This window comes from Photobacterium sp. WH24, assembly GCF_019204055.1.
In the GTDB taxonomy this organism is placed as follows: domain Bacteria; phylum Pseudomonadota; class Gammaproteobacteria; order Enterobacterales; family Vibrionaceae; genus Photobacterium; species Photobacterium arenosum.
The window spans coordinates 512,054-529,199 of the sequence record NZ_JAGSOZ010000001.1; the positions used below are offsets into that span (position 1 = coordinate 512,054).

Sequence of the window (17,146 nt, forward strand, 5' to 3'; positions counted from 1 at the left end):
TTGTTTCCAGCCCGTGTAATCAGCCGGGCAGAAGTGGCTGCCCGGCGGTTGGTATTACTGGTTTTCGGTAAGCTGTTGTGCGCGCTGAGTAAGGCCGCACAGCATGGGAGGGATGGCTTTGAATACTTCTTCAAATTGTGCCAGACCTTCAGCGCCTTGCTCAGATAAGGCGGCCATTGCACTTTCCGGATCATACAGCAGGCTGACAGAAAGCAGCACGCCACCCAGCAGGGCATTGTCCTGGCTGTTTTCCGGCATGATGGTTTCCCAGTCATCCCGGGCCAATTGCCAGCCCTGTAATACGCCTTCGGCAAATTCACGGGTGGCTGGCGTGACTAATTCTCTGTCATCCAAATCGCAGCCTTCCGGCCATTCCCAGCTATTGGACAACAAAGCCTGGCGCGCTTCGTTCCATATCTGAACGATGGCGTTGGCATAGTTTTCCAACTCTTCATGACTGTTAAATGGCGAGGTTTCATCACCACCCCACAGGTAGGCCAGCCATTCAGCCGGATCCAGTAAATGAGGGGCCGCCGCCATTGCCGTTACAAAGCCACGGGTTTGATGTTCAGACAGCAAATGCTGACTAAGTTCAGGGTCTTGCAAAATTGCCGAAAGTTGCGCAGACATTATCAGTTTCTCTTTTAAATGGGCAGGCACGCTGTTCCAGCGCCTGGGAGCAGAATAACGGTATTGTAGCAGGCAGAGTCAGAAGACATAGCCTTGTAACGGGGAAACATGAAAAAAGGGGAGTGTGAGCCTGACAATGCTGCAAAAGTATCCACTTGATTGATAATGTGGTGATTTGGGTTGACCTCAGTCGGGGGCAACACTATAGTTACGCCCCGTTACTGAGTAAGCGCAGTGACCAAAATTAGGTGAGGTGTCCGAGTGGCTGAAGGAGCACGCCTGGAAAGTGTGTATACGGCAACGTATCGAGGGTTCGAATCCCTCCCTCACCGCCACATTCAGAAAAGACCCGTTGAGAAATCAGCGGGTCTTTTTGTATTTAACGACTCTGAGTTGTATCAAATGGCCTATAAGCCAGAAAATTAAAACTGACCTTCATTATTTCATTTCTGACTCAGTCTTTATTCATGAATCGTTATTTATTTTGTATTGAAAATTTAAAATAGCGTCGTTAATGCTAGATGACAGCGAACTGGTTTATTCACGAAATACTCATTTCTAATTTGGCCGTTAAGCGCTTTTATTAGCCGAAAATATTTGCGAGCCACTATTCATTTTATGTTCATTCGTTACATTAAATATCAAACCCTCATTATATTTGTAAATTAGCAAGAACTAATTTGTAAATTTTCATATACAATCCGTGGTGATTCAACGTGTTGATTTTACTTGACATTAGAGTAATAGCTCTTATTTATTGTTTTAATTGTTATTAAAATGTTAACTTTTATGTACGTTTCATTGTCGGTTTTTTGTTCGTTATGTTTGCAAAGTATTGAAATGCTGAGCCAAAGTTGAATCGCTTTCTTGAAAAGCATACATATGTGTAACGGAGCTGAAACAAGAAGTTCTCAGAAGTTAGGCGATAAAACATTTGCAGTATGAATGGTTTGTTGGTTGGGATGCGCAGGACAGCTCACTATAATCTCTAGGAATGAGTAATGAAAACAAACAAACAACAAGCTTTGGCTGTATTGACACTAGGTTCACTTTTCACCTTGCCGGCCATGGCCGCAGAAATGGTTGACGTAACCGATTCTGCTGTTCTGGAACAAGGGTTAATGGCACGTTCACTGACACCATTAAATAACAGTTTTAAACCTGTTAAATCGGTCACTTTGCCAAATGGTAAACAAAAGGTTCGCTATCAGCAGCTTTATAAAGGATTACCCGTTTATAATACTGCCGTAGTGGCAACGACAAGTAATAAAGGCCTGACTCAGGTTCATGGCCGAATGGCGCAAAATGTAGAGCAAGATCTGCCATTAATTCAGGCAAGTATTGATGAAAAACAGGCACTGAATATTGCTAAATCACACCATGCTTCTTTACATTCTCCGCAATTAACCGGTGAGCTGCCACTTGAAAATGAACAAGTGACACTGATGGTTCGTCTGGATGAAAACAATCTGGCTGAGCTGGTGTACCAGGTGAGTTTCTTTGTTCCTTCTGATGAGCCATCACGTCCTTATTTCTTCATTGATGCCAACACAGGTGATGTGCTGGATACCTGGGACAGCATCGCCCATATCCAGGCTCCGGGCTCTGGCCCTGGTGGTAACACTAAGACCGGGCAATATCAGTTCGGTGTGGATTTCCCGAATTTCATGGTGGAGAAAAACGGTACGACCTGTACCATGAATACCAGTGCAGTAAAAACCGTCGATCTCAATGGGGCGACCTCAGGCTACAACGCCTTCAGCTATAACTGTCCGACTGACAGCAACGCCAATAGCCACAAGCAGGTCAATGGTGCCTATTCACCGCTGAATGATGCTCACTACTTTGGCCAGGTTGTCTTTGATATGTATAAAGACTGGCTGAATACGGCACCGTTAACCTTCCAGCTGACAATGCGTGTGCATTACGGCTCTCAATATGAAAATGCCTTCTGGGACGGCAGCGCAATGACCTTTGGTGACGGTTCTTCTACCTTCTATCCACTGGTAGATATCAATGTCAGTGCTCATGAAGTCAGCCATGGCTTTACCGAGCAGAACTCAGGTCTGGAATACCGCAATATGTCTGGTGGTATCAATGAAGCGTTCTCTGATATCGCCGGTGAAGCGGCTGAATTCTATATGCGTGGCAGTGTGGACTGGGTAGTAGGAAGCGATATTTTCAAACAGTCCGGTGGCTTACGTTATTTTGATCAGCCATCCAAAGACGGCCGCTCAATCGATCATGCTTCGCAGTACACATCGGGCCTGAATGTGCACTATTCAAGCGGTGTATTCAACCGTGCATATTACTTGCTAGCCAATAAATCCGGTTGGGATGCCCGTAAAGGTTTCGAAGTTTTTGCAGTGGCTAACCAGCTGTACTGGACTGCCAACTCCAACTTTGACCAGGGTGGTTGTGGTGTTGTTAAAGCAACCCAGGATCTGGGCTATAACACTGCTGATGTTGTCGATGCCTTCAATACTGTCGGTGTCAATGCCGCTTGTGGTGTAACCCCGCCAACGGGTGATACGCTAGAAAAAGGCAAGCCTATCAGTGGTCTTTCCGGTAACAGAAGCAGTGAGCTTCACTACACATTCACTGTGCCAGCATCAGTATCAAGTGCTTCTGTAAGCATTACTGGCGGATCTGGCGATGCCGACTTGTACGTGAAAGCAGGCAGCAAGCCCACCACGAGCTCATGGGATTGTCGTCCATATGTTGGTGGGAATAATGAAACCTGCAATGTTTCCGTTTCATCTGGCCAGACCTACTACGTGATGCTGCGTGGCTACAGCAACTTCTCAGGCGTGACACTGAACCTGAATTACTAAGCCGTTTTTAACGTTATGAACCAGAAGGGAGCCTTGTGCTCCCTTTTTTCTTTGCTGAGCGCTTGGTCATGATATGTAATTAAATTTCACTTATGTAGTTATATCTCTTTTGTGTGCCTGTATCCCCGCGATAAAAACCTGCAGTTTTATCTTCATTTGGCATGATCTTCAGTCATGACTCAGTAAAGTGCACCTTATGCATACGATTTTTGGCAATCTTAACAGTGTTAATTGCAGGCTAGATGAGGTAGCCGAGCTTGTTCGATCATAAGTTTATGAAAAAAATATAAAAATAGCACAGGCAAAATGAAGCGGAGCTTGGGGTGGGGTTTCATGTAAATAAACCGGATCTTGGCGATAAGCTGCGTTTATCAACTGACAAACTGAGCTTTCCGGCCATTTTTGTGCCGTGAAACATGCGGAAAAACCGGATAACAGAAGGCAAGAAATACCTGAGTAGCACGTCAGTAGTGCGCAACCAGCTAAATATGCGGCTTTGATCACGATTATTGGTTGTAAATAGACAACATTAATATTAATACAGTGAGATATTTTACCTGAAAGTTGATTTAATATGACAAATGACTGGTTATGAGTGTTGATTCTGGTCATATAGTCTTTTTGAATTGCCTGTATTGGCTTTTATCTCTGGTTAGTGGTTCGGAGCGGCAGTGAAAGAACAATTTAATGTGCGCAATGCGGCAGCAGACACTTTTGCAATGGTGGTGTTCTGCTTTATCACGGGCATGATGATCGAAGTGTTTATCTCAGGGATGACCTTCCAGCAGTCGCTGGCTTCCCGAACATTGTCAATTCCGGTTAACATTGCTATTGCCTGGCCTTACGGCGTCTTTCGCGACTGGATGATCCGCCAGGGCGCAAAATTGAGCTCGTTGGGCCGGATGAAATTCGTCTCCGATATGCTGGCTTATGTGCTATTCCAGTCGCCTGTTTATGCCGCTATCCTTTGGTTTGTGGGGGCCGAGCCTGAGCAAATCATGACAGCGGTTGCAACTAATGCGCTGGTAAGCGGTGTACTGGGTGGCGTCTATGGCCAATTTCTTGAAGTTTGCCGTCGTATGTTCAGAGTACCGGGTTACTACCAGCAGGCTTAATACAGCGAGTTAAAACGTCTTTCCTGAGAGGCAGTCCAACGGACTGCCTTTTTCGTCGCTGCCGCTAGCGGCTCAAAGGGTGACGTTGCTGCTTCTTGATGGCAATTTCAAGTTGAGGGTGCGCAATACTGATATCGTGTGCCAGGAACTTACGTTTAATCCGGCTGTGGAGATCATGGGTCAGACTGAGCCGGTGGCCGGTCTCTGCTGCATAGGCCCGCACTTCAAAATTTTGTGCGTCTGCAGTAATACTCAGGAAAAACACCTCGGGTTCAGGATTGTCCAGAACCAGTTCGCATTCATCTGCCGCCTCAAATAACAGCCGGGTCACCAATTCAGTATCAGCCAGATATTTCACACTGATAGCTATGGTTACCCGGGTAATGGAATCCGATAACGACCAGTTGACAAACTGCTCTGTGACAAAGGCTTTGTTCGGCACGATGACTTCTTTTCTGTCCCAGTCGACAATGGTGGTTGCCCGTGTATTAATTTTTGCCACAATCCCGGTAAGATCGCGAATGGTGACCGTATCTCCAATGCGGATAGGCTTCTCAAACAAAATGATTAAGCCGGATATAAAATTGGCGAAAATTTCCTGCAGACCAAAACCCAGGCCGACACCCAGTGCTGCAATCAGCCACTGCATTTTTGACCAGTCAAAACCTATCAATGCCGAACCAATAATGATACCAAAGAAAATGGCCATATAGCGGGTCAGGGAAGTAATCGCATAGCCGGTCCCAGGACTCAGGCTAATGTGTTGCAGTACCAGCAGCTCCATTGCACCGGGTAAATCACGGGCCAGAATGGCAGTCAGCCAGAGCGCCAGAATGGCGAGCAGCACACTTTTCAGCGTGATATGGCTGAGTTGTTCTATTCCGTCGATATTGGCATTGACGTCCCAGAGTGTAATGTCTTCAAGGAAGCTGGTGGCCTGATATAAATCTGACGACAAGAGCGCCAGAATAAACAGGTAAATCAGCAGCAACAGCGAGCGTAAAAGCCGCAGTGACTGCGCACTGATGACATCCAGATCGACTTCTGGCTCTTCAATTTCAATATGCAGTTCACTGCTTGATGGTTCCTCTTTGCCTTCAAGTAATTCAGCTCTTCGCTGCGCCAGTATTTCCTGACGTTTTGCTTTGGCACGTTCGAAAGCCAGCCTGCGTCGCTGAATCAGCATAAGGCGTTTGATCAGGTAATACACCAAGAGGGTAAACACGCCCAGCACTGCAGCATATTCGAGTTTGGACATCAGTTTTTGCGCCGAGCCCAGATAGCCCAGCAGTGCAAAATAGTTAAGCGCTTGCGGTAATAAAATCAGCAGCCACCAGAATAAGTGATGGCTGAGATGCAAATGGCCTTGAGGTAGGTCCCGGTAGGTCATAGGAATACGCTCATTGGCCATTTTCCACATAAAGTAACTGACGGCTATGTTGCTGATGATAAAAGCAAGTCGTCCTAGTGTGGCGTTCACATCAATATCGTTGTAGAAGAAGGCAAAGTTTTGGATCACCATCATAGGGAGGTAAATCCAGAGCAATCGGCGATAATGGCCGAAGCAGCGCATGACCAGATTGGGCTGCCAGTCAAAATGTTTGATGAGCAGGCCGTCCGGCCGTACCAGCTCCCTCATGAAACAGTACATGACCAGAGGCAATGGCAGTGCGAGGGCTTGGCCTAAGTGATGGATGAAAGGCAGTTGCCAAAGCGCGCTTAACAGGGCGCCAACGACGGCGACCACCAGTGGTGCCGGCCAGGCAAACAAGCCAGAGCAGATGACATTGATCGTGCTGAAGCTGAACCTGTCTTTGGTGACTTTACCTATATACTGACTGGTTTCTTTTAAATATTGCTTCCAGCGTGCGCGGCTCCAGCTGAGAGCAATAATCAGCAGTGCGACAATGATCAGACAGAAAGCCAGTAGCACAGGATCGGCAACCAAAGGGACTTTGAGTAAGCCCAGCCAGTGCGACGGTGAAAAAAACCACTGCAATTTTTCCAGTGTATCGGTCGCTAATTTGATACTGAAAGCGTTGCTGTCCGGCGCCAGAAACAGCAAGCGTGCCGCTCTGTTTTTCAGGTTATTCAGTGATGAATCCAGTTTGTCATAGGCGACTTTCAAGGTTGCTTGCTGATAAATCAGGATGTCGCTGCTGTCTATCAGCTTTTCTAACAAAGACAGGTTGTTCTGAACGAGTTCGGATTGCAGTGCTTGCTGATCTTCGGACAGATTTTTTTCTGGCGCAGACTTTGCGCTTTCGGTCAGATCTTCAAACCGTTGCTGGTATTCATACTTACGGATCTGATTTTGAGCGATGTTATTGTCGAGCTCTGACATATCTGGCGGATCTGGCAGTCTCTTGAGCCGCGTACGCATGTTTTCACTGAAAGCAGGGCTGAGGGACAACCACTCGGCCATGTTATTCAGATCCTCTGCCGTTTTTGCCACTTGTTCTGATTGCTGATCGGTTTTTTCCTGTTGCAACTGAACCTGATCCAGTTGATCTGACAACGAGGACAACACACGGGCATAGCGCCGGTTTTCTTCACTGAGCTGTTTCAGTTCAGGGGGAAGATCGACCAGCTCTTGTACCAGCTCATCGGTATCGACGGCAGACTGTTCGGCATCGGTTCTGAGTAGCCGGTTCAGCATCAATTGCAGATTGTTACGATATGCTTGTCTGGCCTCTATTTCTACATTGACCAGCTGGAGCTTTTGCTTGCTGAGCGTGCGGCGATTATCACCCGTCAATTGTTCGGCTTCGAGGGCAGACAACTGGTTGTCATAAAACTCATATTCAATGTTATGAACCAGCAACAGCGGGTTATCACGATCTCTTTCCGCCTGCTTGCGGGCTTTATCTGCATTGTCTATCTGTTGGCGCAGTTGTTCGACCCGTTTTGGAAACGCATCAATACTGCGTTCTATGTCTTCAATCTCGTTGCGATAGTTATGTCGCTGTAACTCAAGCTGCTCTAACTTGTTGTCCTGTTCAGCTATCTCAAGGGTAAGCTGATCCTGGCTCCATTGGCTAAAGTCTGGAAAGTTTGAGGCATTAAAGTCACTGATTTGAGTTTTTATGGTTTCCGTTTGCTCATTGAAGTTATCCAGCAACTGCTGGTTCTTTTCGATTTGCGTTTTATAGGTTTGCGTTTTTTGCAGCTGATCCTGAGCCTGAAGTAGTTTCTCCAGTAATTTTTCATTCTCAGGCGTTGTCTCCAGCTCGTTGGCCAACGCAATCTGTTTGTCCAGTGCTTTACTGTAATCGGACGTTTGCTGGGTGGTGGCGGAATTTGACTCTTCACTGGCGTAGCAGGGAAAGGCGGTGATCAATAAGACTAACGAGAGTACGAATACGGTGAGATTACGCATAGTGAAGTGGTGAGACTCAAATAAGAATTATCTTACAAGTGTAGAAATAAGCGTGTGTTAGGCCTAAGAAAAAACCGATTTGATCTTTTGATCATCGCTTACGATAAGAAAGTACAACTAATTGGGAAAAAACCTTGACCCGATTAGCACAAGTCAGTAAATTAGCCGCCGTCGACGCGACAGGCGTTGGCAACAATTTGGTGAGGTGTCCGAGTGGCTGAAGGAGCACGCCTGGAAAGTGTGTATACGGCAACGTATCGAGGGTTCGAATCCCTCCCTCACCGCCACATTCAGGAGAGATGGCTGAGTGGTTGAAAGCACCGGTCTTGAAAACCGGCATACGTTAATAGCGTATCTAGGGTTCAAATCCCTATCTCTCCGCCACATTTAAAGAAACCGCTGAACTATCAGCGGTTTTTTTTCGCCTGAACCTTGGCAGGATGAGATAGGGTGAAGAAGCCTGGAAGGGGGCGGACGGCCAGTCTCAGCCGAGCGATAAATCCCTATCTCTCCGCCACATTCGAAGAGACCGCTGAACTATCAGCGGTTTTTTTTCGCCTGAACCTTGGCAAGATGAGATAGGGTGAAGAAGCCTAGAAGGGGGCGGACGGCCAGTCTCAGCCGAGCGGAGCGAGACCACGTTGCCTTCAGGAAAACCCATACTTAGTCTGATGTATATCAGGCCGTTAAGCCTGTTGAAATACCGCGACACCCCATCCGGATTTCTTTCGCATCCATCATCCTGCATATTCAATAGGCATCAATCAGCTTAACTCTGCAGCCATATACTCTCTGATGAATATTGAACCGAATTATCTCAGAATAAACCTGCCTAGAAAGACAAACGTAAAAAATATTGACACATGATTTTATGGTAAAAATGTTTATGTGTAGAAAGCCTTCATCAACTATCTAATTTAACTGAATAATTGAAATTTAATACTTAAGTTTACTACCAAACTAAACTTCCAGTGCTAAAAATAAAAAGGTGATTTTTTATATAATTTTATTGAGCTTCATAAGACAAATAAGTATTAAGGTTAAAATGTAAGACCAATTGTAACTCTATGTTTTTAAATGATTAACTTTAAATGACTTCACGATAGCTTTATTATTTGTCATTTTTTTTACGTGAACTAAAGTTAACTTTATTAAAACGCTAATATAATAATGAAAGGACGAGTAGGAATGTCTAGAAAATCATACACTAGATTGGCATTAGTGTCGGACGAGAGTATTCAGTCTTCTATTCTGAAAGAGTACTTGCTAAAGAAGCTTACATTTTCCATAAACTGTATAAAGCTGGATGAAATCAGCAAGTTATCAGCTAAGCAGATAGAAGAGACATTGTTCATTTTAGATTCTGCCAGTATCACGCAGAAATCGAGTGAAAAGTATCTGAGTATCATGGCAGATAAAGAGGTAATACCTTCTGAAGTTCTGATTAATGTTTGCACTGATATTAAGGTCGATGAGCTTAAGAGATGGCCGAATTTGGTGGGGGTTTTCTATACCAGCGATTCACTTGATCTGTTATCTGAAGGGTTGCTGAAGATACAAAGTGGTGAGTTGTGGTTTAGCCGTAAGTTATGCCAGGAACTGATTTCTGAGTACCGGAGTACTGAAATCACTATACCAAAATTAAATGTGGAGTTGACGAGTCGAGAAAAAGAAATTATGCAACTTTTAGTTTCCGGTGCATCTAATTCTCAAATCGCTGACTCTTTATTTGTCAGTGAAAATACAGTCAAAACACATCTTCATAATGTGTTTAAAAAAATCAAAGTCAAGAATCGCCTGCAGGCGTTTATGTGGGCTAAGAATCATTCATTTAATAGTTTATTATCATGAAAAAGTTAAATCTTATTTCTGTCTTTGTTCTTTGTATGTTAACACAGCAGGCAAGCATAGCGAGTGAGAATTCGGGAGAGAAAAATCAACCTCTAGAGAATGGTAAGAAACTTGAAAATGGTAAAAGTTTAGAGGGTGATGAACCTTTAGAAGCTAAAGGAAGGTTAGAAAGTCTGGATAGTCTTCGTGAAATTAGCGGTGCTGTTATAGACAGGACGATGACTCGATTAGGGGCAGACTTTTACTCATTATTTGCACAAAAGTTAGAAGATCAAGTTGATGAGTTAAAAGAAAACCTGCTTGTAAAAGAAAGACCGACCGCTTTATCTGGAAGTATTATTACGATATATCATCGGCAAAACATTATATACAGAACAGCATTGTCCCCAGGGCGACAGAATGTTGAAGAAAAAACAGATCAAGCTGTTTCAGCAGTGGGAAATTATGTATTGAGATGGCGGATAGAAAGGTATTTAAAAGATACCTTCGATATTGACTACGACGAAATTTAAGGAGTAAGCACCATGAAGGGAAAGACCTATTCTTTGCTGTTAATGGGTGTCATTGGTTGGAGCGCCCAAGCAACAGAGTTAATTTACACACCAGTAAATCCAAATTTTGGCGGTAATCCATTAAATGGCAATTTTCTCTTAGGCGTAGCTAATGCGATTAATGATCATAAAGATCCGACTTCCAGTGATCCATTTGAACAGCAGTCTGATCTGGAAAGATTGACAGCAAACCTGGAATCAAGATTGATTAGCCAGTTACTTGCTGATGTGGGGAATGGTAATACAGGTCAGTTATCAACAGATGATTTCCTCTTAAATATTGTCGATGATAATGGGGTTTTATTGATTCAAATTACGGATAAGCAAACGGGAGAATCATCAACCATTCAAGTTAACGGGTTGATGCCTGACTAACAGGGAGTTTGTCATGAAAAACATCGTCATTTTGTGCTCTGTGTTGTTAATTAATGCGTGTTCCAATTCAATGAGAATACCTGATGCAGATAGAGAGCCTACTTTGATGCCAAGAGGAGCAATTTATGAAGATTTAGTCTCTCTCCCATTGCCTCAAGGTCAGATTTTTGTCTCTGTTTATGATTTCAGAGATCAAACAGGACAATATAAACCGCAGCCGAACAGTAACTTTTCAACTGCTGTGCCGCAGGGAGGGGCTGCCTTACTTACCACATCGTTATTGAATTCAAGGTGGTTTGTCCCATTGGAACGGGAAGGTTTGCAGAATCTGTTGACGGAGCGGAAAATCATCCGTGCAGCCCAGCAGAAACACGAGATACCAGTCAACCACGGTTCTCATTTACCTTCACTCATGTCATCCAATATTGTGATTGAAGGTGGGATTGTTGCCTATGACACCAATATTCAAACCGGAGGTTCCGGTGCTCGGTATCTGGGGATTGGCATCTCTTCTAAGTACAGAACTGACCAGGTCACCGTGAATCTCAGGGCAATAGATGTGCGAACGGGACGGGTGCTGCTGAGTGTAACAACAAGTAAGACGATACTCTCGCAAGAGCTTCAAACCGGCGTTTTTAAGTTCATCGACTACAAAGATTTACTGGAGGCTGAACTGGGAATTACCACTAATGAGCCTGTCAATATAGCTGTTATGTCTGCTATAGACGCAGCAGTAATTCAGTTGATTGTCGATGGTATCAATACCAATCTTTGGAAGCTGGCCAATCGTTCAGATATAGGAAATCCAGTGATTCAAAAATACATGTTTACAGAACAGCCTCTCATCTAGTTATCTGGCATTAATCAGCTATTGCTATGGGCCATCACATTGTGATGGCTTTTTGCTATGTGTCGGGCATAGTGTTGGGTGGTACTGTTTTTATTTAGGTGGCGAAATTCGTTATGCCACTAGATTAAGGAACTCGGGTTCTGTACATGAATCGCACATTATCGAAGAAATTTTTGACAAACTGGGGGCAGGTACTACCAGCTTAAATGTAACGTATACATCGTCGCGGTACGGAACAGTATGATTCTGGTAGGGTGAGAGCACGTATACTCACTTTTTGCTCACTAATAAATTCTCTCGAAACATCCGAACAATTATTGAACAACTCATATGTTTAGAACCTGTAGTAGATGGCTAAAAATCACTCTTCTTATAGCTCCACGCATGCTATTTAAGTAGTGATTTTACAATTTGTTAACTCGTGATCTCGCCCTGATGATTCTGGTGTGAGAGCGGCGAGAGTGATTTCTCCTGAAATTCGACTCCATTCATAAAGTCATTCTTCTACCTGTCCTATTTGAAGCTTTGTAGCGGTGTTGATTGCGTTTACTAAATGAAACACCAGCCTGGCCTAATCATATAGTTAAGTTATGTGACTGGGGATCCACTCATTTTTCGCTACCTGCATCCACAAGTCGCTTGTGTATGCGGCAAGAATTAGAACATTGGATTTGTTTGAAAAATTTATAGCAATAATCATTAAATCTAAGTGTTAATTAACAAAATAATCCTATGGTTTATATTGAGATTGTCTTTCTTACATGGGCTAACCATTTGATTAATACAGGATTACAAGTCAATTTCTATGTTCGTTTTCTTAATTATCATAATTGATAATTTCACTATTAAGTTTATGGTGTAAAAACATTAAGCTGCCATAATATTTTTACAAGCATATTTTCTTCTGGACAAGAAAATGAAATTTTTAAATATATTCAATATGACTTTACTTACTTTTTCTGTATTCAGTGTTAGCGGAGCGAATGCGGGGGAATTAGCGGAAAACGAGTTAAACCATGCTTGGGGGTCAGATGGCAATATATCTTCAATTGAAGCATATGGTGCCACTGATAGTACGGCAATCATTGTTCAGAAATCATCAGGGGGATGGGGAGGAAATCAAAGTAAGATAAAAATGAGCGGTCGAGGTAATTTTTCTTACTCTCATCAAGAGGGACATTATAACCGTTCATATATTGAGCAGGATGGCGATAATAATTATGCTGCTGTCTCTCAACATGGGTTTGGAAATGATGGGAGTATAGAACAATATGGAAATGGAAACATTGCTATCCTAAGTCAAAATGGAATAGGTCATAGCGATAGTATCACTCAGCGTGGTGATGAAAACATAGCGGTCGTAGTAAATAAACCTCATGTTATTTTTTCAGGATTTGATATTAACCAGAATGGTAATGAATCCGTATTAATTTTAAATGGCATGAGTAGAAATATTTTATTTTATTAACACAATGAAGGAAAGTACTATGAAAAAGTTAGCTTTAGCAATCTCTGTACTGTTAGCATCTGGTAGTGTTTATGCTACAAATACTTCAACCAATACAGCACTGAATGGTAGTGATGGAAACGTGGTAAGTGTATTCCAGTTTTCTCCAGCGGCTGGTCATGTTTCATCTGTATTTCACGATAATAATTCTGATGATAACAACACTACCGTTTCTCAGATTGGTTTGACACATGACTCAGAAGTCATCTATGACAATGGTTCAAATAACAACTGGACAATTGTTAATCAGCAGGGTGATTCAAACGAATCTGATGTGGTTGTTGATAATGATTCTGATCAGAATGGTGCAGTGGTCACACAAACTGGTGGTCTGAACAGCTCCGATATTCAAATGAACCTTAATGCAGATGGCAACTTTGCATCACATACACAGATTGGCGATTTGAATACGGCAATTACTACTGTAGTCGCCGGGGATGATAACATCCTGAACACCACTCAGATCGGCACAACGAACACCTCCATTGTATTAGCTGCAGGTGCGCCATTTGATAATCCGGATAACAACTTAGTCAATGTACTTCAACAAGGTGATACAAACCTTTCAGTGGTGAGTTTGCTCGGTGAAGCAGATGACAATACTGTGCTTGTGAATCAGCTTGGTGATTTATCACTAGCAGTTGTCAGTATTATTGGTGCTGGCGGCGAGGCTGATGATAACTTCGTTAGCATTACCCAGACAAACCTGGATGTTGCGGTCGATACTATCGTGAACTCATCAGATAATAGTTTTACAACAGTTCAATTCTGATGTGTGAAAGAATAAAAGCGGCGAGTATCGCCGCTTTTATTCTTATTTAGGATAAGAGTAAAGGCAGCATGAATGTAGTGGCTGAAAAACAGATGATAAGTTACCTCGTGTTATTTGGGTGAAATATTCAATAACCCGGGCAGTAATGGCATGAGCACTCAATCAACCGATGAAAAAGGATAGCACCATGAAAAAGCTCGCTCTTGCAATTTCTGCACTTTTAGCGTCAGGTAGTGCAATTGCAACCAACACGTCCTCAAATACATCACTGAATGGCAGTGATGACAACTATGTTAATGTTTATCAATTCTCGGGTGGTCCGGGACATGAGTCCAGTGTTTTTCATGATAATAACTCTGATTCAAACACCTCGACGATTCATCAGGTTGGTGAATTACAGTTTTCAGATATATATATAGACAATGGTTCAAGTAACAATACAATTTCTATTGCGCAGGCTGGTTCAACGAACACCTCAATAGTGATCGCTGATTTTGGTTCCGACTGGAATGTGGTTGATGTCAATCAGGCTGGGTCGACAAACAGCTCCTATATTTCAATGCTGAATAATGCAGACAATAACGAGGCTTCTGTGACTCAGGATGGTTCTCTGAATACAGCAGAAATTTTTGTTACCGCGGGTGATGACAACATACTGAGTGCGACTCAGATTGGCAGCAGTAATATGGCCATGATTGATATTGCCGGGGCGCCATTTGACAACCCGGATAATAACATTGTGAATGTTTGGCAGCAGGGAGATGGTAATCTTGCTAATGTTATGCTGACGGGCGAGGCGGATAATAATACCGTGGGCATTACTCAGTGGGGTAACACCTCCCAGGCCTTTGTCAGCATTACGGGGGCGGGGGGGGCAGCAGACAACAACACCGTGATTATCACACAGACAGATAACGATGTTGCGACAGATACCATTGTGAACTCATCTGGTAACACTTTTATTACCACACAATTATGAATATACAATCTCTGATAAGAAAAGCGGTGCTTCTTGCCGCTTTTCTCTCATCTCCTGCAATTGCCGGTCTGCAGCCCGATTTGCCAGTGACATTGGATTGTCAGTCTGGTGAGCAGTCTGTTTCATTGGCTATTACTTCATCTAAACAGGTCAATCTTTTGGTGGAATCTACAGGTGGTAACAGAATGCGTTCCTCTGTCAGTGGTTCGGGCCAATCACGGATGGTGATGGGTCGTGCACAATTCCCTGTCAGTATCACGGTTGATGCCACTGGCGAAACGTCTCAGCTGATCGTCACTGACGATTGCCAAATTACCACCCAGACACCTCATTCCTGAGGTGTCTCAATACTCATGGCATCTTAGATTGCCTTGTAGTACTGTGCGCCCCCAGAATCGCAGATTGATGCAAATTCAGAACAGTTTGTCCTAAACATCGGGATGCACAATGGCTGAGTTTGCTTTGGTGTATGGCTATGTGCGTGAGTGCACAGAATGTTATCACTTTACGCTTTAAGCTCTCATTCCGATTTCAAAATTGCTATTATGTGAGGCTGATTCCGATTATAGCGCCTGAGTGCTGGTCGGTTTTATTGGTGATGAGGGTATGGAGGCATGAGTATTGGCCGTCAGCTAATGCAAAAAGCTATCCTGTTTGCCCGTCGTACCGGCGCCAGAGGGATCGCGTTAGAGACATCGCACGGAAACCTGACCGCCCAGGCTCTTTATGAGTCGTTGGGTTTTCAGCGCGATGAAAATTATTATCACTATTATTTGACTGTGTAGCAGTAACAACATTAATGCTTGGTTAATACTATGTATATTCAGAGAGTTATGCCCAATCGTGATGACGTTCGAGTGATCCTCAGCGCATCTGATGATTATATGTATAGTCTGTACCCACCCGAGACGAACAATCTGGAAAGTGAGGAAACCCTCATGAAGGATAATGTTCATCTGGTCGGCGCTTTTGTACGCGGTGCATTAGCCGGTATTGGCGCAGTGAAAATGATGGATGATGACGGGCAGTACGGTGAAATCAAGCGTATGTTTGTGCTGGATAACTATCGCGGCCTGGGTATATCCCGGCAAATTATGGAGGCTTTGCACCAGTACCTTAAGCATAACGGTATCGGCATTGCCCGCCTGGAAACCGGCGTGAATCAACCTGAATCAATTGGCCTATATCAAACCATGGGTTATCGGGTTTGTGAGCCTTATGGTCAGTACCAAGCGCACCCGCTCAGTATTTTCATGGAGCTTGACCTGAATTCGCTGGACGGTTAGCAGGACGTTTGACATGTCATGGAGGACAGATGTCAGTAGAAGCAAAAATTAATGCATTAGGTCTGGTGTTACCTTTGGCCAGCGAGCCGCAGGGCAGCTATGCCAATTGTGTTCGTAGCGGAAATTTGTTGTATGTATCCGGTAAAGGACCTGTTGCCGGTTTAGCCGAGGCTCCTAAAGGAAAGCTGGGGCGAGAATACAATGTTGAGGAAGGTTATCAGTTTGCCCGAATAACAGGTCTGGATATTTTGGCGGCTGTTAAGCTGGCGGTCGGGAGTCTGGATAAAGTCAGCCGGGTGGTGAAACTCCAGGGATTTGTCAATGCAACTGAAGATTTTGAGCAGCATCCAAAGGTACTTGATGGCTGTTCCGATCTGATGGCAGAGATTTTCGGAGAAAAAGGTGTACATGCGCGATCCGTTTTTGGTGCCATGTCCGTCCGTGGCAATTTACCTATTATCATCGACTCCATCTTTGAAATCGAAGACTAGCGCGTCTTCAGTCATAGCCCCATGACGACCCATCTGATGTCGAATCAAGACCAAGGCTCCTGTCAATGCGGGGCCGTGACCTTTTCTATCTTTGGTGAAATTAAAGCCATTACACATTGCCATTGCTCTATGTGCAGAAAAAGCCATAGTGCTGTGTATGCCACTTATGCGGCGACCTTGAAGGATAACTTTAGCCTGAAAGGTGAAGAGCATCTCACTGCGTTTTCATCCTCCCCCGGCGTTATTCGTCGGTTTTGTAAGCACTGCGGAGCCAGCGTACAGTGGCTGGACAGCGGTAAATACAGTCATGAGTGGGTGACATTTTCACTTCCTTTGCTGGATACGCCTTTTACTCCCAGCAAGCAAAAACATATTTATATCAATGATAAGCTCGTTTGGTTAGCGGTTTGTGATGAGCATAAAAAATACCCAAAAGGGCGCGGATAAGCCTCTCTTCTGTATTTCTTCTGTAAAAAGTGAGAGTTAGCGCAATCAATCAGGCTTAGATCCTTGATCTGGTTCTCTA

16 protein-coding genes and 3 tRNA genes are annotated in these 17,146 nt (G+C 43.9%); 17 read left to right on the plus strand and 2 right to left on the minus strand.

What is annotated here, in order from left to right:
- Nucleotides 1-54: 54 nt before the first annotated feature.
- Nucleotides 55-630 (minus strand): UPF0149 family protein, encoded by a 576-nt coding sequence (locus KCG43_RS02245; protein ID WP_218383054.1) that lies wholly within the window; start codon nucleotides 628-630, stop codon nucleotides 55-57.
- A 247-nt stretch (nucleotides 631-877) separates the two neighbouring features.
- On the opposite strand from KCG43_RS02245, the gene KCG43_RS02250 reads away from it, so the two are divergent.
- The 3 genes from KCG43_RS02250 to KCG43_RS02260 all read left to right on the plus strand — a co-directional run bounded on the left by KCG43_RS02250 (nucleotide 878) and on the right by KCG43_RS02260 (nucleotide 4,579).
- Nucleotides 878-965: transfer RNA gene (locus KCG43_RS02250), tRNA-Ser, on the plus strand.
- A 666-nt stretch (nucleotides 966-1,631) separates the two neighbouring features.
- Nucleotides 1,632-3,464, plus strand: coding sequence for a M4 family metallopeptidase (locus KCG43_RS02255; protein WP_192015270.1), 1,833 nt, complete (start codon nucleotides 1,632-1,634; stop codon nucleotides 3,462-3,464).
- A gap of 671 nt (nucleotides 3,465-4,135) precedes the next feature.
- Nucleotides 4,136-4,579 carry an L-alanine exporter AlaE gene (locus KCG43_RS02260; protein WP_370630658.1) on the plus strand — a complete coding sequence of 148 codons (444 nt, stop codon included), beginning with the start codon at nucleotides 4,136-4,138 and terminating at the stop codon, nucleotides 4,577-4,579.
- 64 nt (nucleotides 4,580-4,643) lie between these two features.
- Here the strand turns inward: KCG43_RS02260 and mscM are convergent, their stop codons facing one another.
- Nucleotides 4,644-7,958, minus strand: coding sequence for a miniconductance mechanosensitive channel MscM (mscM, locus tag KCG43_RS02265; RefSeq protein WP_218383055.1), 3,315 nt, complete (start codon nucleotides 7,956-7,958; stop codon nucleotides 4,644-4,646).
- A gap of 199 nt (nucleotides 7,959-8,157) precedes the next feature.
- Here mscM and KCG43_RS02270 point away from each other — a divergent pair.
- From KCG43_RS02270 to KCG43_RS02335, 14 genes are all read left to right on the plus strand, one after another.
- Nucleotides 8,158-8,245 (plus strand) — tRNA-Ser (locus tag KCG43_RS02270).
- A gap of 6 nt (nucleotides 8,246-8,251) precedes the next feature.
- Nucleotides 8,252-8,342, plus strand: a tRNA-Ser gene (locus KCG43_RS02275).
- An 804-nt stretch (nucleotides 8,343-9,146) separates the two neighbouring features.
- Entirely contained in the window at nucleotides 9,147-9,809 is a 663-nt protein-coding gene (locus KCG43_RS02280; protein WP_218383056.1) for a LuxR C-terminal-related transcriptional regulator, read from the plus strand.
- Nucleotides 9,806-10,321, plus strand: coding sequence for a curli production assembly/transport protein CsgE (locus KCG43_RS02285; RefSeq protein WP_255557826.1), 516 nt, complete (start codon nucleotides 9,806-9,808; stop codon nucleotides 10,319-10,321). The genes KCG43_RS02280 and KCG43_RS02285 overlap by 4 nt, the downstream gene beginning before the upstream one ends.
- A 12-nt stretch (nucleotides 10,322-10,333) precedes the next feature.
- Nucleotides 10,334-10,735, plus strand: a complete 402-nt coding sequence (locus KCG43_RS02290) for a curli assembly protein CsgF (protein WP_192015273.1) — start codon at nucleotides 10,334-10,336, stop codon at nucleotides 10,733-10,735.
- Between the two features lie 13 nt (nucleotides 10,736-10,748).
- Complete coding sequence (locus tag KCG43_RS02295; protein ID WP_192015274.1) at nucleotides 10,749-11,585, plus strand: CsgG/HfaB family protein; 837 nt, start codon at nucleotides 10,749-10,751, stop codon at nucleotides 11,583-11,585.
- Between the two features lie 916 nt (nucleotides 11,586-12,501).
- Entirely contained in the window at nucleotides 12,502-13,053 is a 552-nt protein-coding gene (locus KCG43_RS02300; RefSeq protein ID WP_218383057.1) for a hypothetical protein, read from the plus strand.
- Nucleotides 13,054-13,072: 19 nt separating this feature from the next.
- Nucleotides 13,073-13,864, plus strand: coding sequence for a hypothetical protein (locus tag KCG43_RS02305; protein ID WP_192015276.1), 792 nt, complete (start codon nucleotides 13,073-13,075; stop codon nucleotides 13,862-13,864).
- Nucleotides 13,865-14,051: 187 nt separating this feature from the next.
- Nucleotides 14,052-14,843: a hypothetical protein gene (locus KCG43_RS02310; RefSeq protein ID WP_192015277.1), complete on the plus strand. Its 792-nt coding sequence runs from the start codon at nucleotides 14,052-14,054 to the stop codon at nucleotides 14,841-14,843.
- A complete protein-coding gene (locus tag KCG43_RS02315; protein WP_192015278.1) occupies nucleotides 14,840-15,181 on the plus strand; it encodes a hypothetical protein in 342 nt (113 codons plus the stop codon). The genes KCG43_RS02310 and KCG43_RS02315 overlap by 4 nt, the downstream gene beginning before the upstream one ends.
- A 276-nt stretch (nucleotides 15,182-15,457) precedes the next feature.
- Nucleotides 15,458-15,628 carry an N-acetyltransferase gene (locus tag KCG43_RS02320; protein WP_218383059.1) on the plus strand — a complete coding sequence of 57 codons (171 nt, stop codon included), beginning with the start codon at nucleotides 15,458-15,460 and terminating at the stop codon, nucleotides 15,626-15,628.
- 99 nt (nucleotides 15,629-15,727) lie between these two features.
- Nucleotides 15,728-16,129 (plus strand): GNAT family N-acetyltransferase, encoded by a 402-nt coding sequence (locus tag KCG43_RS02325; RefSeq protein WP_225445124.1) that lies wholly within the window; start codon nucleotides 15,728-15,730, stop codon nucleotides 16,127-16,129.
- Nucleotides 16,130-16,158: 29 nt separating this feature from the next.
- Nucleotides 16,159-16,620: a RidA family protein gene (locus tag KCG43_RS02330; RefSeq protein WP_218383063.1), complete on the plus strand. Its 462-nt coding sequence runs from the start codon at nucleotides 16,159-16,161 to the stop codon at nucleotides 16,618-16,620.
- Between the two features lie 36 nt (nucleotides 16,621-16,656).
- Complete coding sequence (locus KCG43_RS02335) at nucleotides 16,657-17,067, plus strand: GFA family protein (protein WP_218383065.1); 411 nt, start codon at nucleotides 16,657-16,659, stop codon at nucleotides 17,065-17,067.
- The last annotated feature ends 79 nt before the right edge of the window (nucleotides 17,068-17,146 follow it).

Coding starts and splice junctions, on each gene's coding strand:
- KCG43_RS02245 (WP_218383054.1), bottom strand. CDS start 630: ATGTCTGCGCAACTTTCGGCAATTTTGCAAGACCCTGAACTTAGTCAG.
- KCG43_RS02255 (WP_192015270.1), top strand. CDS start 1,632: ATGAAAACAAACAAACAACAAGCTTTGGCTGTATTGACACTAGGTTCA.
- mscM (WP_218383055.1), bottom strand. CDS start 7,958: ATGCGTAATCTCACCGTATTCGTACTCTCGTTAGTCTTATTGATCACC.
- KCG43_RS02280 (WP_218383056.1), top strand. CDS start 9,147: ATGTCTAGAAAATCATACACTAGATTGGCATTAGTGTCGGACGAGAGT.
- KCG43_RS02285 (WP_255557826.1), top strand. CDS start 9,806: ATGAAAAAGTTAAATCTTATTTCTGTCTTTGTTCTTTGTATGTTAACA.
- KCG43_RS02290 (WP_192015273.1), top strand. CDS start 10,334: ATGAAGGGAAAGACCTATTCTTTGCTGTTAATGGGTGTCATTGGTTGG.
- KCG43_RS02295 (WP_192015274.1), top strand. CDS start 10,749: ATGAAAAACATCGTCATTTTGTGCTCTGTGTTGTTAATTAATGCGTGT.
- KCG43_RS02300 (WP_218383057.1), top strand. CDS start 12,502: ATGAAATTTTTAAATATATTCAATATGACTTTACTTACTTTTTCTGTA.
- KCG43_RS02305 (WP_192015276.1), top strand. CDS start 13,073: ATGAAAAAGTTAGCTTTAGCAATCTCTGTACTGTTAGCATCTGGTAGT.
- KCG43_RS02310 (WP_192015277.1), top strand. CDS start 14,052: ATGAAAAAGCTCGCTCTTGCAATTTCTGCACTTTTAGCGTCAGGTAGT.
- KCG43_RS02315 (WP_192015278.1), top strand. CDS start 14,840: ATGAATATACAATCTCTGATAAGAAAAGCGGTGCTTCTTGCCGCTTTT.
- KCG43_RS02320 (WP_218383059.1), top strand. CDS start 15,458: ATGAGTATTGGCCGTCAGCTAATGCAAAAAGCTATCCTGTTTGCCCGT.
- KCG43_RS02325 (WP_225445124.1), top strand. CDS start 15,728: ATGTATAGTCTGTACCCACCCGAGACGAACAATCTGGAAAGTGAGGAA.
- KCG43_RS02330 (WP_218383063.1), top strand. CDS start 16,159: ATGTCAGTAGAAGCAAAAATTAATGCATTAGGTCTGGTGTTACCTTTG.
- KCG43_RS02335 (WP_218383065.1), top strand. CDS start 16,657: ATGTCGAATCAAGACCAAGGCTCCTGTCAATGCGGGGCCGTGACCTTT.